We start from the raw sequence: 16138 nt of genomic DNA, 5'->3' as shown, positions 1-16138 counted from the left end.
GGCTTGGACGTGGCATGCCGGGTCAGAGACGCATCGTCATCTGCCTGATGACACCGATCAGTTTGCACTCCTCGGTCACCGCAAGGGTCGGGTAGGCGGGGTTCAGCGGCTTGAGAAAGTAGCGTCCGGCGTCTTCGACCAGTTTTTTGAACGTGGCCTCGTTACTTTCCGGCAGTTTGGCGATCACCAGCTTGCCGGCAGTGGGCTCGACTCCGGTGTCGACCAGAATCAACATGCCTTCAGGAATGCTCTGGCCTGCGGGTGCGGTCATCGAATCGCCACGGACCACCAGCCAGAAGGCTCTGCCCTTGGCTTTATAGTCGCTGATCTCGAAGGTGTCCGAATAGCCGGCAGGGTAGGGCTCGACGGCTTCACTCCAGCCACCGGCCTCTACCCAGCTGATGACCGGATAGCGATAGAAACGCGAGGGCTGCACCGTGGGCTCCACGTTGTGCATGCCGGGCTCGCTGGCCGGAATGGAGGTGGTGAGAATCGGCAGGCCGAGCTCGGTCAGGAACCGATTGATGACCTCGATCTTCGGCTCACGCTTGCCATTCAGCCAATGCCCTACCGCGCCGGGCGTCACGCCCATCCGCTCAGCCATCTCTTCCTGGCTGATCTGCTGGGTTTCCATGACCTGTCTTGCGACTTCATACCATTTTCTGTTCATGCGTCGAATCATACAGGCTGTAGGGTGTTGAGCAATATACATAATGTAATGCTTCGTTGTGTCATAAAAATACAGAATGTATTTTAAGGCCTTGGTTCTGCGCAGCGAAAGACGCTGCGCAGCGTTTCAGAAAGGTCCTACAGGAGAGACACGATGATCGAGAAAATAGAAGCCGTAATGCAGCATTGGGGGGAACAGCGCATGCGCATTGGCCTGGGCGGCGGACTGAGCAGCCCGATGGCCGGGATCATGGAATGGGGCGCGTACATTCCGCGTCGCACACCCGGCTCGCGCGCACTGGTGGGTAATGGCAGCGGCCTGGACTATATAAGCAGCGAAGTCGAGGCGGCTGTGGCGCAGCTTTCGCGCAGCCCTGCAAAGAGCCGCGGGCCTGAACTGGCCCAACTGGCGACATTGCGTTATGTCGAGTCGTTGCCGGTGCGCGAGCAGATGCGTCTGGTGGGCATCAATGAAGGCGCAGACCGCACCTATCGCAACTGGATCAACAAGCTTCACCAGCAAGTGCTGGCAATTCTCGCTGAGCGCAGCGCTTCCAGAAGCAACAACGCCGTCGCCGACAAGGCTGCGCAAGGGTAAATGAAGACACGGTTTCACGCCGTTTATCCGGGTCGATTGCACAGCTGTGGCCGAACTCGTGTTGAACTCCGGTCAAACTCGACCCACCCCGAAACTGCCCCTTCCCAGCCTTTCCGGAGGGGGGTAAAAAGGTCCCACGATATGCGATTTGCGCCTCAGGGCAGCAGCCGGAAACAGGCTGAACAACAGCCACAACCGGTCACTCGCGACCCATCTCAAACCCCGCCTCGGCGGGGTTTTTCATTGGGTCAGGCACACGGAGGCCAGTGCAAATGTTGAAGGACTTTCGATGCGGGCAGTGCAAGAAGCTGCTGGCCCGCATGGGTGAGTACACAGAGCTCCAGATCAAATGTTCCCGCTGCGGAACGTTGAATCATGTGAAGGCCGCGAGCCTCGAGTTATCGTCGTTGAGCGACAGAGGTACAGCAGCGTCGTTGCTGCCTCGCGGTGCTAACCAGAGGTATTAATCATGTCCAATAGCAGTTCTGCTGTCAGCCAGCTCAAGAATATTCCGCTGGTAGGTATCAACCTGGGTTCAGTGGCTAACGCCGGGCAGATCGTGCCTGGCGAGGCAGGGACTCATTATCAGTGGCCCAATCGTGGAACCATCACTACCTGGGTCAAGAACCGGGGCGTGCGTCTGATCCGTTTCCCGTTCGAACTTCAGCGCGCTATTCAGCTGTCGACTCTGGACGGCCTGCCAGGTCAAGGGGCGAACCTGAATACCGACTTCGTGAAGCGCTGGAAAGAAATGCTTGGCTGGATTCGTGAAGACTCTAATGGCGAGGCCAGAATCATTCCTGATCCGCACCACTACATGCGTTTGAATCGCTACGAAACCGATGCAAACGGGAACCTGACCGGGCGCATTCTTCCTGCCGCGGAGGCCGGTAATCAGAACGGCTGGAAGGCAACCGAGTCGGTATTGATCAAGGATGGGAACGGTGTCAACGGCACTTTCTGGAGCGCCGTTCACCTGGCCAACTTTCACCAGAAGCTGGTCACCGAATGCGACGATCCAATGGTGCTGGGCTGGGGGTTGGGTAACGAGCCGTATTCGAATACTACGGTGGGTGCCAAGGACTACATTACGTTCCCTGCTCTTGAGGCACTGTACATCAGCACGATGAATACCGTGCTGCAGGCGTTGCGCAACAGCTCGAAAAAGCCGGTGTTCATTTGTGGGCTTGAGTTTGCAAGCGCCAGAAACTGGGCCACCGTCTCTGCCAACCTTCAGTCGAAGATCGTCGACCCGGCCAATGCAATTGTCTGGGAAGCCCATGCTTACGGCGATTACGATAAAAGCTCCAGCGGTGCCTACGCCAATAACAACGACCTGATCTCGCCGACCGTTCTGCGCGATGAAATCGTGGGTCCGTTTCTGACCTATGCCAAGACCAACAAAATGGCCGCATTTATCGGCGAAACAGGGATTCCGCCAACGGCTGCCGGTCGCACCGCGCTGAAAAACCTGCTCGATAAAGCGAAGGCGGAAAAAGTGCCAGTGACACTGTGGGTCACAGGGCCAGGCACCGATGGCGAAAAGATGAGCCTGGAGGCCAGCAATCAGGCGGAGACCGTCGCACTGGTCACACCATACTTTGCCGAGCGCATTGCCCTGTGGGGTTATGCACAGGCATGACGGTGCAAGTCATTCCGTTCTGACCCAACAACGGAGCCCCGCATCAAGGGGCTCTTTCCAGTTTATTCAGGCTTTCGATTTTCGAGGGCCTTGAGAGTCCACCACCCTATTACGGAGCACCAATGGACCCAACCGACCTAGGCCCAGGCACAGCTACCTGGCTGGGCGGCACGGGCACAATTCTGCTTGGCGGCTTTCTTTGGCTGCGCAAGTTTCTTTCCAGAGATGCAACAGACCGGGCGATGGACAACGCGGACATCGGTACGGTGCGCCGCCTCAATGAGCTGCTCGACTCCGAGCGCCAGGCGCGCAAGGAAGCCGAAGCGCGGGCTGATTAGTTCGCCAAGGAGCGCAACGAGCTCGCCGCAGCGGTTGGGCGGATGGAGGGCAAGATCGAAGCCCTGACCAGCCACATCGTTCAACTCACCGACAAGGTCACCACGCAAAGCGCCGAAATAGCCCGGCTGCGATCCCAACTCGGAGGTGCAAACGATGCACAGATGCGCAATTGATTTCATCGCTCGCCATTGGTGGCGGCGTCTGGAGGTCTGGCTGATTTCCGTGCTGCTGATCGCTGGCTGCCTGATGCTCGGTTTTCAGGCCGGGCAGTGGTCGGCGAATGCCGAGCATACGCAGCAGCTGGCCGAGGTTCGCAATGCCTACGACGCAGCGCTGGGCAAGCGCGACCGGTGCCTGGACAGGCTGGCCGAAACCACCACCCAGGCGGCAGACAAGGTCGAAAGTGCTGCATCAATTGCCAATCAGACCGCTCACACGGCCAGCCGTGCTGCAGACAAGGCTGATGAGGCGTTGGGCAAGGCGAACCAGTAGGCGTTTCCCACGCCGCAATCAATCTTCAACACACGCGGAACCCCTCATGAAGATAACCCCGATAGTTGCCCACTTGCAGGCGACCTGCCCGAGCTTTGCCGGGCGAATCAGTGCCGGTATCGACTGGGCGGCGGTCGCCCTCGGTGATCAGCTCGCCCACCCGTCGGCGTACGTGATTGCCACTGGCGATCAGTCCACCGCCAACGATTTGCAGAACGTCATTCGCCAGAACATCACCGACACGATCGATGTCGTGGTGGTGCTCGATGGCGGTGATAAGCGCGGGCAGGAAGCCAGTGAGCAACTGCACACCCTGCGCGCTGAGTTGTGGCGAGCGCTGGTGGGCTGGAACCCGGATCAAGATTACGACGCGATGCAGTACACCGGTGGCGCGCTGGTGCAGATCAGCGGCGACCGGGTGACGTATCGCTTCGGGTTTGCAGCGCAGTTTCAACTGGGCCGCAACACCTCCGATCAGCCTGCCGAGACCTGGCATGAAGCGTATCTGGACGGTTTGCCCGGATTTACCGGCGCCACCCTCGAGATGGACTGCGTTGACCCCGCAGATCCGAACCTGAAATCCCCCGGCCCTGATGGCCGTATCGAAGCGAAATTCACAATAGAGGTAACCCCATGACTCAACGCATCACTGTAGTACCGGCCGAGGGCCGCACTGTGCCGGATCCGGAGGCGGGCGATTTGCTGCCCGTCGAAGGTCGGCAGGTGACCTTCAACGCCTGGTGGCAGCGTCGTCAGAACGACGGCGATATCACCCTTCAAACCGAGCAATCCACCACCACCCATCAAGCCTTCACGGCTTAACCAAGAGGAAGCCAAACAATGGCTATCAGCTTTAACAACATTCCATCCGATGTTCGCGTGCCGCTGTTTTATGCGGAGATGGACAATTCGGCCGCCAACAGCGCGTCGGCCAGCATGCGTCGACTGATCGTTGCGCAGGTCAACGACGATGTGTCCGGCCCCGAACTGGGTTCTCTGGTGCTGGTGCCAAGCGTGGCGCTGGCGAAAAACATCGGCGGTCAGGGCTCCATGCTGGCCTCGATGTATGAAACCTGGCGCAAGGCGGACCCCACCGGCGAAGTCTGGTGCCTGCCGCTGCTCAATACCGAAGGCGCCAAGGCCGGCGCGAAAGTCACCCTCAGCGGGGCGGCGACCGAAGCCGGTTTGCTGAATCTGTATGTCGGCGGCATGCGAGTGCAGGCCACTGTCGTTAACGGCGCAACCGCTGCCCAGGCGGCCACGGCACTGTCGGTGAAAATCAACGCCACACCTGATCTGCCGATCACCGCGGCTGTCGAAGCGGGTGTGCTGACCCTTTCCTGCAAATGGAGCGGGGCAAGCGGCAATGACATCCAGCTGGAATTCAATCGCCAGGGCAAGACCAATGGCGAAGTCATTCCTGCCGGCCTGACGGCGGCAGTCACCGCCATGACTGGTGGCGTAGGTACGCCTGATCAGCTCAAGGCACTGGCTGCGCTGGGCGATGAACCGTTCGAGTTCATCTGCATGCCCTGGACCGACACCGCCACGCTGGATGCCTGGAAAGCGGCAATGGATGATAGCACCGGTCGCTGGAGCTGGGCGCGTCAGTTGTACGGCCACGTTTACAGCGCCAAGCGCGGCACGGTCGGTACGCTGGTGGCCGCAGGTCAACTGCGCAACGATCAGCACATCACCCTGCAGGGTGTCGAAAACGGTGTGCCGCAACCGGTCTGGCTGCAGGCCGCTGCCCTGGCTGCGCGCACGGCGGTGTTCATTTCTGCCGACGCCAGCCGTCCGACCCAGAGCGGCACCATGCCTGGTATCGATCCGGCTCCGGCCAGTCAGCGTTTCACCCTGACCGAGCGTGAGTCGCTGCTGCGTTACGGCATCGCCACGGCGTACTACGAAGGCGGTTACGTACGCATTCAGCGTTCGATCACCACCTACCAGAAGAACGCTTACGGCCAGGCTGACAACTCGTACCTGGACAGTGAAACCATGCACCAGTCGGCGTTCATCATCCGTCGTCTGCAAGGCATCATCACCAGCAAGTACGGTCGCCATAAGCTGGCCAACGATGGCACGCGCTTCGGTGCCGGCCAGCCGATCATCACGCCGAGCACCATCCGTGGCGAGTTGATTGCGCAATACGCACGTCTTGAAGAAGAGGGTCATGTGGAGAACGCCGAAACGTTCGCCCAGCACCTGATTGTCGAGCGTGATAGCAATGACCCAAGCCGCGTGAACGTGATGTTCCCGCCTGACTACATCAACGGCCTGCGCGTGTTCGCGCTGCTCAACCAGTTCCGCTTGCAGTACGACGAAGCGGCATAAGCCTAACCAACCCTTTCAAGCCCGCCTCGTGCGGGTTTTTTCATTCTGGAGATAAACAACATGGGTCAGAAAGTTGCGGGTACCTGCTACATCAAAGTGGATGGCACCCAATTGACTATCAGCGGCGGCGGCGAAGCGCCTCTGATGAACATCAAGCGCGAGACCGTCGTGCCTGGTTACTACAAGGAAACCGAAAAGGCCGCCTGGTTGAAACTCACCGCCGTGCATACCGCGGATCTGCCGCTCAAGCTGCTCACTACCGGTGTGGACATGACCATCACCTGTGAATTCAAGAACGGCAAGACCTACGTCCTGTCCGGCGCCTACCTGGTCGATGAGCCGAGCAGCAAGGCTGACGACGGCACCATCGAACTGCAATTCGACGGCAATCAGGGGAGCTGGCAATGAGTGAAGTCATCGACCTGGCGAGCCCGATCGAAGCGCACGGCGAAACCCTTTCGCAACTGACCTTCCGGCGCCCTACGGCGCAGGAAGCGCGGGCCATCAAGGCTCTGCCGTACAGGATCGACAAGAACGAGGAAGTTTCCCTGGATCTGGACGTGGCGGCGAAATACATCGCCGTCTGCGCCGGCATCCCGCCCTCGTCGGTCAATCAGATGGATCTGTGCGACATCAACACGTTGAGTTGGAAGGTCGCGAGTTTTTTCATGGCAGCGGCATCAGCAACCTTGAAGGACTGATCGCCGTCGTTTACGACCTCGCGTACTTCTGGAAGACCGATCCCGAACTGATGATGTCCAGGGAGCTGGACGTCATCACCGAATCGATCTTGCAGGCGCAACGCATCAACCAGATCCTGCAGGGGGAGTGATGGCAGACACTATCAGAACGCTGATTACCGGCGTCGACCAGCTGTCTCCAACGCTGGCAACTATCCGCAACAATGTCAAAGGCCTCGAGACCAGTCTGGGGGCCATAGACCTTGGCAAGGCAGTCACGGACAACGCTTTGGCGGGGCCTTTGATTGCCGGGGTGAAGGCAGCGATCGGTTTCGAGACCAGCATGGCCGGCGTGAAACGCTCGGTAAGCTTTGAAACACCGCAGCAGTTCCAGCAGATGGGGTCCGATATTCTGGACCTCAGTGAACGGCTGCCGGAAAGCGCCAATGGCATCGCGGCGATTGTTGCTGCCGGTGCCAAGGCCAATGTACCGCGTGAAGAACTGACCGGGTTTGCCAGCGATGCCGTGAAAATGGGTGTCGCATTCGATCAGACGGCGGCCGAGTCGGGCGACATGATGGCTTCGTGGCGGTCATCGTTTCAGATGACTCAGCCGCAGGTCGCGGCGTTGTCCGAGAAGATCAACGTGCTCGGCGGCAACAACCTGGAAAAGAAAATCGCCACCATGGTCACTGCAATGGGCCCGCTCGGGCCGGTTGCGGGGATGGCCTCCGGGCAACTGGCGGCCATGGGCGCAACCCTGGCCAGCGTCGATGTGCCGGCCGATGTGGCCGCCAGCGGCATGAAGCGTTTCATGCAGTCGTTGACCGAAGGGGGCGCGGCGAAAGCCGGGGCGTTCGAGGCGTTGCAGCTCGACGTCAACCAGCTGACCCAAGGCATGCAGAGTGACCCGTCCGGGACCATTGAAAAGGTTCTGACGGCGGTTTCCAGTGTTGACCCTGGCAAGCAGTCGGATGTCATCACGCAATTGTTCGGCGCGGAATCGCTGGGTGCTATCACGCCACTGCTGGCCAATCTGGATGTGCTCAGGTCCAACCTGGCCAAGGTCGGCGAGGGCGTGCAGAACAGCGGAACTATCGAGAAGGAATTCGCCGACAACTCGCAGACCACGGCCACTGCCATCAAAGAGATGACCAACCGTGTCGATCGTCTGGGCATCAACATCGGCAGTATGTTTCTGCCGGCGATGAACGAAGCAATGGCCGTGATCGGGCCGATGATTTCTCAGGTCGCCGCGCTGGCGGCCGAACACCCTGGCGTGATCAAGGGTGTGGTGGCCGCTGCGATTGCGTTCGGTGTATTGCAAGTTGCGGTCATGACCGCGACGACCGCCATGAGCGTACTTAGCGCAGTGATGGGCCTGTCACCGCTGGCCCTGATCGTGCGTGGCCTGGCGCTGGCGGCAGGTCTTCTGATTGCCAACTGGTCGACCGTCGCGCCTTATTTTCAAGCTGTCTGGGAAGCGATTCGTGGGCCGGCCATGGCGCTTTGGGACGTACTAAAGGCGGTATTCGCCTGGACGCCGCTCGGTATGATCGTCGCCAACTGGCAACCGCTGTCCGAGTTCTTTGCTGCGCTTTGGGACGTTATCAAGGCGCTGGCAACCCCGTTTTTCGACTTCCTGCAGACGCTGTTCGCCTGGACGCCGTTGGGCATGGTCGTGGCCAACTGGCAGCCAATCTCCGAGTACTTCGCCGGGCTATGGGAAACCATCAAGGCCGAGGCGCAGCCGTTTACCGATGTGCTGGCAACGCTGTTCAGTTTTTCGCCGCTGGGCATGGTCATCGAGAATTGGCAGCCGATCAAAACCTGGTTCGCAGGTCTGTGGGCGGACATCAAGCCATTCATCGAACCGATCATGAGCTGGTTTGGTGGCGACACTGATAAGACCGTCCTGCAGCGGGCAACCGAGAAGGCCAATCAGTTCGCGGAAGAACAGCGGATACGCAACGCAGGGCCGGGCGGCGGGACCGGTGCATTTCTGGCGGCCGGTGCCGTCGACAACGTTCGCATGAGTCAGCAGTTGCTCAATCAGGCCACTGGCGTGCCGTCGACCAGCCAATTGCTCGGCGTACCCACCCCGCTGGCGCCCGGCAGCCTGTTGTTGCAGCAGGGCGCAGGCGGGGCCGGTCCGCGACTTGAAGGCGAGCTCAACATTCGCTTTGAAAACGCGCCGCCGGGCATGCGTGCCGGGCAAGTGCAAACCAACCAGCCGGGTTTGACGATATCGCCAAACGTCGGTTATCGAACCCTCGGCGCAGGAGCCGGATCATGAGTACATGGCGTGACAGCCTGCTGCCAGCGTCTTTTCGGGGCGTCGGTTTTTTCATTGAAAAAGCCGTCGTCCCGGCAGGCCGCAAGGGGCAGTTGCATGAGTTTCCACAGCGCGACGAGCCTTATTTCGAGTCGCTGGGCAAACAGTCGAAAGTTCATACGCTGACGGGGTTCATTGTCGGTCCCGACTGTTTCGAACAGCGAGACAGACTGCTGCAGGCACTGGAGCAGGAAGGTGCCGGCGAGCTGGTACATCCCTGGCTGGGTCGCGTGCAGGTTCAGGTTGGCGAGTGCGGCGTCACACACAACCTGAACGAAGGCGGACTCGTCCGACTGGACCTGAAATTCTATCCGGCCAACCCGCTCAAGTTTCCCGTGTCGACGCTCAATACGCGACGGCAGTTGCTGGGCGCGTCCGAGAGCCTGCTGGATTCGGCGCTCAGGCGCTATCGCTCGGTGATGGCCACAGTGGACGCGGTACGTATCAACATTCAGGCGCTGCGCAGCGCCCTGTCGGGTGTGTTCGCGACCATTCAGCGGCAGTTCGTACCGTTTATGGCGATCTATTCGGATGTCACCGCGCTGGTGCATTCGCTGGTCAATGCGCCGTTGACGGTCAGCACGCTGTTTACCACGTTCTTTGCCAGTTTCGACGGGGACAGCCAACGAGCCAGAAGAGCGAGCGGCACCAGCAGCTCCGGCAGCTCGGTCACCGGCAGTTCAGCAAGCGATTCCGCGAGCGGCAACGGTGGGGCGTCTTCTGTTGAAACGGTCGATTACCGGTCTGTGATTTCCGAGGCCACACAACAGGCAGAGGCGGTGTCCGGTATCAATCTGGTCAGCCAGGGCAGCGGTCGTGATACCAGTGTGACGGCTCAGGCCACTGCCAACCTGGTTCAGGATGCGCTGTTGGTCAAGGTGGCGAGAATCGTCGCGAGCATGCCGATTGCGACGACGGTCACGCCGCTCAACGTGGTGCCCTCGCTTGATCAGCAGGTGACGCAAGCGCTGCAACGCGTGGATGTGCCGGTTGCCGATGACGTCATCGAACTGCGCGACACGCTGAGTTCGGCCATCTGGGAAGCGTCGTTGAAAGCCGATCCCGAACATTACCTGGCGCTCAACACGTTGCGTCAGGCGTTGATCAGGCACCTCAACGCGGTGGCGGCCTCCGGTGTACGTCTGGTGGACATGAAGGTCTCTGAGCCTTTGCCCGCGCTGGTGCTGGCCTATCGCCGATTCGGTGACGCCAGCCGGGCGCAGGAAATGGTGCAGCGCAATCGGCTGGCCCACCCGGGTTTCGTACCGCCAGGCACGCTGAAGATCGCACAGGAGTGACCCATGATCGACCCTAACGTTGTCACCCTGACGGTTGACGAGCACGACTATGCCGGCTGGAAGTCGGTGGAAATCTCTGCCGGGATCGAGCGTCAGGCGCGCAGCTTTGACGTGAGCATTACCTGGCAGTGGCCGGGCACTGAAATCTCGCATCCGATCACGCCCGGCGCAGCGTGCGAAGTACGTATCGGCGGCGAGTTGATTCTGACCGGCTGGGTGTTTGCCGCGCCGATCAGCTATGACGGCAAGCAAATCACGCTAAAGATTTCCGGACGCTCGAAAACCGCCGACCTCATCGACTGCTCCGCCATCAACAGGCCGAGCCAGTGGAAGGAGGTGGGGGTGTTGAAGATCGTTGAAGCGCTGGCTGCTCCTTATGGTTTGTCGGTGATCAGCGAAATACCGGAGACCTCGAAGATGGCCGATCACACCATCGAGCCTGCCGAAACCGTGTTCAAGTCCATTGACCGGCTGCTGACCCTGTTCCGGATTTTTTCCACCGATGACGAATACGGCAATGTGGTGCTGGCCAGGCCGGGTAGTCGCGGGCAGAGCGCAGACGCGCTCGAACTCGGCAAGAATGTGTTGAGCGCCGTCATCGCGCGGGACTTTTCCGGGCTTTTTTCCGAATACCGGGTCATTGGTCAACAGACCGGTAATGACCAGACGTTCGGCAAGGAGTCGTCGGAGGTCTCGGCAGAAGTCACGGATGACCGGCATGACGACCCTGCGCGTAAAAAGCGTCTTCGCGTACTGGTCGTTCATGAGGATGCGCCGATCACACCGAAGCTCGCCTTGAGTCGCGCCAATTGGGAGCGTGGTCAGCGGGCCGGCAAGGCACTGCTCACCACCTACAAGGTCCAGGGCTGGCGGCAGTCCAACGGGGCGCTCTGGCGGCACAACACCATGGTCCGGGTGATTGATCCGGTCATCGGTTTCACGAGCCGCAACATGCTGATTTCAGCCGTGACCTACTCGCTGAGCGACCAAGGCACGATCACCACACTGGTGGTCGGTCCGCCTGAAGGTTTCCAGGCCGAGCCAGGTGACCCCAACAAGCGCAGCAAGGTGCAGGTCAATCAGGACGCTTACTCCTGGCTGTTGCCCATCGACGAGGAAACAACCTCATGAGCTTACTCAATCGCATGCTGGTGCGCGGCACGGTGGTGCTCGCCAGGGCCAGCAGCAAAATGCAGGCGCTGCAAATGCGCCTCACCGCCGGAGAGGTCAAGGACGACATGGAGCACTTCGAACCCTATGGCTTCACCAGCAACCCGCTGGCCGGCGCCGAGGGCATCGCCGCCTTCATTGGTGGCGACCGGTCGCACGGTCTGCTGCTGGTAGTGGCCGACCGGCGCTATCGCCTCAAGGGCCTGGAGTCGGGCGAAGTAGCGATCTACACCGACGAGGGCGACAAGATTCACCTCAAGCGCGGCAAGGTCATCGACATTGAAACCGACACCTTGAACATCAAGGCCGCGGTAGCGGTGAACTTCGACACACCGCAGATCACCCAGACCGGAAAGATTGTTTCCAAAGGCGACCAGCTTGCCGCTGGCATCAGTCAGATCAGCCATCTGCACGGCAACGTGCAGGGCGGTAATGGCCAGAGCGGGCCGCCCGTTGGAGGTGCCGGATGATTATCGAAGGCTCTCTGCAAGCGTCCTTGCTGCGCTCGGTGGTCATCAGCCTGTTCACCTGGCGTCGCGCCGAAGCGGACGATCCGTTCGACGATGCCGAACGTTTTGGCTGGTGGGGCGACACCTACCCGGCACAGGCCAATGACCGCATCGGTTCCAGGCTGTGGCTGCTGCGCCGGGTCAGGCTGACTGCCCAGACCCAGCGCGATGCCGAGTTCTATGCCCGCGAAGCGCTCGACTGGCTGATCGAAGATGGCCAGGTCAAGCACATCAACATCCTTACCGAACAGGTTCAGAGCAACCGCCTGAACCTGGGCGTCGAGCTGGTCGTCTCGGACGGTCAGCTCGTGCGTTTCAACCCTTCTGAACAGTGGCAGGTGATTTATGCCGTTTGAAACACCTACGTTACCGGCGCTGATCAACCGAACTCAGGTCGACCTCGCCGACGAAGCGCTGCGTCAGTCCGATGCTCGGGTATTGTCCCGTGCGCACAGCGGCGCGGCCTACGGGCTGTACGGCTATCAGGACTGGATCGCCGACCAGATTCTGCCGGACACCGCCGACGAGGAGACCCTTGAGCGGCAAGCCATCCTGCGTCTGAGGCAGCCACGCAAGGTTGCCCAGGCCGCCACTGGCTCCGTGCGCTTTACCGCTGCTGCCGGTGCGGTGCTGGATGTCGACACGGTTCTGCAATTTAGTGACGGGCGCTTCTATCGAGTGACAAAAGGCGTCACCACGGTTGCAGGCAACAACACAACCACGGTCGAAGCAGTGGATGCAGGCGTGCTCGGTAATGCGGATGCCGGTCTGGCGATGACCGCTGTGCAACCGGTCGAAGGCATCGACAGCAGGCATCGACAGCACCTTCACCGTCATTGCCGACGGACTTTCCGGCGGTATCGCGCAGGAAAGTATCGAGTCGTTGCGTGCTCGTGTGGTGCGTTCCTATCGGGTCATTCCGCATGGCGGCAATCAGGACGACTACGTGACCTGGGCGCTGGAAGTGCCGGGCGTAACGCGCGCCTGGTGTGTGCGTCGCTTCATGGGGCCGGGCACGGTGGCGGTGTTCTTCATGCGTGATGATGAGGCTGACCCGATTCCTGACGCCGAGCAACTGGCTGCGGTGGCTGCTTACATAGAGCCGCTGCGTCCGGTTACTGCCGATGTATATGTGTTGGCGCCGGTGCAGAAGCCGGTGGTTTACACCATCCGGCTCACACCGGATACCTCCGCCGTGCGGGCGGCGGTCGAAGCGCAACTGCTGGACCTGCACAACCGTGAGGGCGGACTGGGCGAAACCCTGTTGCTCACGCACATCGCCGAGGCCATCAGCCGCGCGACAGGCGAAACCGATCATGTGCTGGTTTCACCCGTGGCCAACGTTACTGCTGCGGCCAACCAGTTGCTCACATTCGGGGGTATTCAATGGTCGTCATAAGAACTGCCGAACATTACGCCGGACAACTGCAGGCGCTGTTGCCACCCGGTCCCGCGTGGGATCCGGAGCGGGTGCCGGAATTGCAGCAGGTGATTGCCGGCCTGTCCCGCGAGTTCGCACGCATCGATGGCCGCGCGTTCGACCTGCTCAACGAGATGGACCCTGCAACCGTCAGTGAATTGGTACCGGACTGGGAGCGGGTCATGAACCTGCCGGACCCATGTCTGGGGCTCAAACCCTTGTTCGCAGACCGACGCTTGTCAGTGCGCCAGCGGCTGGTAGCAACAGGAGGGCAGAACGCAGCGTTCTACATCGACATTGCCGTCAGCCAAGGCTACCCCAACGCCACCGTGACCGAACACCGAACGCCCCGTATGGGGCGTTCGCGTTTTGGCCAGGCGCACTTCGGCACCTGGAGCGCGCAATTCATGTGGACCCTGAACACCGGCGGGCGCCAGCGCCTGGGCCGACGCTTCGGGGCCAGCTACTGGGGCGAGCGGTTCGGGGTGAATCCCGGGCTCGCCATCGAATGTTTGATCCGTCGAGCAGCACCGGCGCACAGCGTCGAATTCGTAAACTTCAACTGAGGAACACAATGTGGATTATCCCAAGAGTGTGCCGGGCGTAGGCTTGGCAAGCGGCAAGTTTGTAGATGAAAACCCGGTTACCGGCATGCCCGGCTCGCTTATTCCCGCGCAGTGGGGTAACTCGATCACGCAGGAAATTTTGAATGCGATGGCGGCCGGTGGTGAGCAGCCTGATGAAACCAGAACAGACCAGCTCGCAACCGCAATTACGCAGATTGGTTCGCAGGTCAGGCAGGCTTATAAAGGTGCAGGATTTGGCTACACGGATTCCGAAACTCTTCTACCCGGAGCGGCGGGGCATTGGCACAGAATCAATGCCGGTGGTATCACGCTGACGTTGCCCTCCAAGGCGAACGTAGTGGTGGGTAAGTCGATAACCTTTCATAACGCATCGCCAGCAGCGGCAACGATCAAGGCCAATGGTGCTGAGGTCATCTCTCTATTCGGTGCTGGCAGCAATACGTTGAAGCTCAATGCGGCGGAGTGGGTAGAGCTTGTTTTTAACCCTGATGCGATCTACATCACCAAGCGCGGCAAAATTACGGAGGTAAAGGAGGTCGACTCTCAAAAAGTGTTCTCTTTCAATACCGATACAGTTTTTACAAGAGACCAGATGGAGTTGCTGCTACTGGATGCTACTGGCGGCAATCGTGCGTTCACACTGCCCTCCTCAAACGCGGCACTAGGCGTCAAAGACGTCATTGTTCGCAGGATAGACAGCAGTGGCAACCGGCTGACCGTTAATGCAAGTGCCGGGGAAAAGATCAGGTTCCATACCCATTTAAATGCTGCGGGTTATTCCTTTCTGGTTCTTATGGGGGCTGGCGACTGGTGGCACCTGCGCAGCGATGGTGCTGGAAGTTGGTGGCCAATAGGGCGATATGACAGCACTCCTTTGGGACGGCCTGTTTTCGAGACAACGACATTGTTCAGCCCAGGAGGATATGGAGCGTTGAACGGTGGGCTTCTCAATCGTGCCGACTGGCCGTGGCTTTGGGATCATGCGCAAAAGTCGGGGATGCTTTACACCGAAGCAGCTCGTACCGGCAAGGAAGGTGGGTGGACCAGTGGCGACGGCGCTCTGACCTTCCGAGGGCCTGAAGGCCGAGGCGAGTTCCTGCGGGTACTGGATGAGTCTCGGGGCGTCGATACGTCGCGTGTCGCCGGTTCTTGGCAGGACGGCACTTGGCTCAGGACGGTGGCTCAGGAGTGGAGCGGGTCAGATGTAGAGACTGGCACCTACCTGCTGGGCAGCGGTCATGCGCAGGCAGATGGGCGCTTGAACTCTACAGGCCCGGGTGGCTTGTTGCCGCCAGGCGCACTGGTCCCGGCTGGCGGTTCGGCCTACCTGGCAGAAACAACAGACAACGGCGTTGTGGCGACTGTAATGAGAGACCAGCAACCGATGAATAACTGGATTCGTTTCCGTAGCCGCAACATGGCCTATCCCGGCCGTATCAAACTGATCTGAGGACGTTATGCCTACTTACTTGATAGATGACTCTGGGGCCTTGATAGGGCCTGTTGAATTACCGATTGTTCCTTGACTGGGCGAGCAAACGCCCAGCAATGCTGTAAGCATGACCGAATTGCTCAGCGAACCGAACACAGGATTTGCCTGGACACTGATAAACGGTGAGCTGCAGCAGGTCATAGATCGCCGTGGCTTGATGTATCGAATAAACGACGGCTCGGTAGAGGAGTGGAGCAGCCTCGGTCTGCCGCCTGAACGGCTTACCGCCAAACAATGGCCCGGCAAGTATTACGTTTGGCGAGAGGGTGAATGGGTTCTTGATACCGAAGCGCAGAAGACCGCTTTGGCGTCCGCCGCTCTGCTGGTTCGTGACCAGCGTTTGCAGCAAGCAGCTACACGTATCGCCCCGTTGCAGTATGCCGAAGAACTGGGAGATGCTACCGAGGCCGAGAAGGCAAGTTTGCTCGAATGGAAACGCTATAGCGTAGAACTGAACCGGATCGAGCAAACCCCGGATTACCCTCTCCAGGTCAAATGGCCTTCACCGCCCTCCGATGCAACTGCCCTGTAAACATGACCGCGAGAGCGGTTTTTTTGCCCGTTGCCTAC

18 protein-coding genes and 3 pseudogenes are annotated in these 16138 nt (G+C 59.8%); 20 read left to right on the top strand and 1 reads right to left on the bottom strand.

Translation table 11 applies throughout. The features are described from left to right. Window positions 1–22 precede the first annotated feature (22 nt). Complete coding sequence (locus tag AC4ANE_RS24450; protein WP_031597869.1) at window positions 23–634, bottom strand: LexA family protein; 612 nt, start codon at window positions 632–634, stop codon at window positions 23–25. A 189-nt stretch (window positions 635–823) separates the two neighbouring features. On the opposite strand from AC4ANE_RS24450, the gene AC4ANE_RS24445 reads away from it, so the two are divergent. The 20 genes and pseudogenes from AC4ANE_RS24445 (at window position 824) to AC4ANE_RS24350 (ending at window position 16100) form a co-directional block, all read left to right on the top strand. Continuing rightward, a complete protein-coding gene (locus AC4ANE_RS24445) occupies window positions 824–1267 on the top strand; it encodes a hypothetical protein (RefSeq protein WP_002551910.1) in 444 nt (147 codons plus the stop codon). A 272-nt stretch (window positions 1268–1539) separates the two neighbouring features. Next, window positions 1540–1734, top strand: coding sequence for a Com family DNA-binding transcriptional regulator (locus AC4ANE_RS24440; RefSeq protein ID WP_031597867.1), 195 nt, complete (start codon window positions 1540–1542; stop codon window positions 1732–1734). Window positions 1735–1736: 2 nt separating this feature from the next. Beyond that, window positions 1737–2909 (top strand): cellulase family glycosylhydrolase, encoded by a 1173-nt coding sequence (locus AC4ANE_RS24435; protein ID WP_002551911.1) that lies wholly within the window; start codon window positions 1737–1739, stop codon window positions 2907–2909. Window positions 2910–3031: 122 nt separating this feature from the next. Continuing rightward, window positions 3032–3421: pseudogene (locus tag AC4ANE_RS24430) on the top strand (chemotaxis protein). Then, complete coding sequence (locus AC4ANE_RS24425) at window positions 3402–3740, top strand: hypothetical protein (protein WP_002551912.1); 339 nt, start codon at window positions 3402–3404, stop codon at window positions 3738–3740. Before AC4ANE_RS24430 ends, AC4ANE_RS24425 begins: the two are co-directional and overlap by 20 nt. A gap of 46 nt (window positions 3741–3786) precedes the next feature. Next, entirely contained in the window at window positions 3787–4377 is a 591-nt protein-coding gene (locus tag AC4ANE_RS24420; protein WP_002551913.1) for a phage tail terminator protein, read from the top strand. Beyond that, complete coding sequence (locus tag AC4ANE_RS24415; protein ID WP_002551914.1) at window positions 4374–4562, top strand: DUF2635 domain-containing protein; 189 nt, start codon at window positions 4374–4376, stop codon at window positions 4560–4562. Before AC4ANE_RS24420 ends, AC4ANE_RS24415 begins: the two co-directional genes overlap by 4 nt. Window positions 4563–4580: 18 nt before the next feature. Next, window positions 4581–6077 carry a phage tail sheath subtilisin-like domain-containing protein gene (locus AC4ANE_RS24410; protein WP_005733282.1) on the top strand — a complete coding sequence of 499 codons (1497 nt, stop codon included), beginning with the start codon at window positions 4581–4583 and terminating at the stop codon, window positions 6075–6077. Between the two features lie 60 nt (window positions 6078–6137). Beyond that, the gene (locus AC4ANE_RS24405; protein ID WP_002551917.1) at window positions 6138–6485 is read left to right on the top strand and encodes a phage tail tube protein; all 348 of its coding nucleotides are present in this window, start codon (window positions 6138–6140) and stop codon (window positions 6483–6485) included. Then, window positions 6482–6778, top strand: a complete 297-nt coding sequence (locus tag AC4ANE_RS24400; protein ID WP_002551918.1) for a phage tail assembly protein — start codon at window positions 6482–6484, stop codon at window positions 6776–6778. Before AC4ANE_RS24405 ends, AC4ANE_RS24400 begins: the two co-directional genes overlap by 4 nt. Then, entirely contained in the window at window positions 6724–6909 is a 186-nt protein-coding gene (locus AC4ANE_RS24395) for a hypothetical protein (RefSeq protein ID WP_103356788.1), read from the top strand. The genes AC4ANE_RS24400 and AC4ANE_RS24395 overlap by 55 nt, the downstream gene beginning before the upstream one ends. After that, window positions 6909–9053 carry a phage tail tape measure protein gene (locus tag AC4ANE_RS24390; RefSeq protein ID WP_002551920.1) on the top strand — a complete coding sequence of 715 codons (2145 nt, stop codon included), beginning with the start codon at window positions 6909–6911 and terminating at the stop codon, window positions 9051–9053. The genes AC4ANE_RS24395 and AC4ANE_RS24390 overlap by 1 nt, the downstream gene beginning before the upstream one ends. After that, window positions 9050–10390, top strand: a complete 1341-nt coding sequence (locus tag AC4ANE_RS24385) for a DNA circularization protein (protein ID WP_002551921.1) — start codon at window positions 9050–9052, stop codon at window positions 10388–10390. Before AC4ANE_RS24390 ends, AC4ANE_RS24385 begins: the two co-directional genes overlap by 4 nt. Before the next feature lie 3 nt (window positions 10391–10393). Then, entirely contained in the window at window positions 10394–11521 is a 1128-nt protein-coding gene (locus AC4ANE_RS24380; RefSeq protein ID WP_002551922.1) for a phage baseplate assembly protein, read from the top strand. Continuing rightward, window positions 11518–12030: a phage baseplate assembly protein V gene (locus AC4ANE_RS24375; RefSeq protein ID WP_002551923.1), complete on the top strand. Its 513-nt coding sequence runs from the start codon at window positions 11518–11520 to the stop codon at window positions 12028–12030. Before AC4ANE_RS24380 ends, AC4ANE_RS24375 begins: the two co-directional genes overlap by 4 nt. Further along, on the top strand, window positions 12027–12425 hold the full coding sequence (locus AC4ANE_RS24370) for a phage GP46 family protein (RefSeq protein ID WP_002551924.1): 399 nt from the start codon (window positions 12027–12029) through the stop codon (window positions 12423–12425). Before AC4ANE_RS24375 ends, AC4ANE_RS24370 begins: the two co-directional genes overlap by 4 nt. After that, a pseudogene (locus AC4ANE_RS24365) lies at window positions 12415–13468 on the top strand (baseplate J/gp47 family protein). Before AC4ANE_RS24370 ends, AC4ANE_RS24365 begins: the two are co-directional and overlap by 11 nt. Beyond that, window positions 13456–14055, top strand: coding sequence for a YmfQ family protein (locus tag AC4ANE_RS24360; protein ID WP_044423919.1), 600 nt, complete (start codon window positions 13456–13458; stop codon window positions 14053–14055). Before AC4ANE_RS24365 ends, AC4ANE_RS24360 begins: the two are co-directional and overlap by 13 nt. A 10-nt stretch (window positions 14056–14065) precedes the next feature. Beyond that, window positions 14066–15526: a hypothetical protein gene (locus tag AC4ANE_RS24355; RefSeq protein ID WP_044423920.1), complete on the top strand. Its 1461-nt coding sequence runs from the start codon at window positions 14066–14068 to the stop codon at window positions 15524–15526. Between the two features lie 7 nt (window positions 15527–15533). Then, a pseudogene (locus tag AC4ANE_RS24350) lies at window positions 15534–16100 on the top strand (tail fiber assembly protein). The last annotated feature ends 38 nt before the right edge of the window (window positions 16101–16138 follow it).

It is taken from the genome of Pseudomonas sp. Pme6b (assembly GCF_058129925.1).
This window is presented reverse-complemented; position numbering and strand designations above follow the sequence as displayed.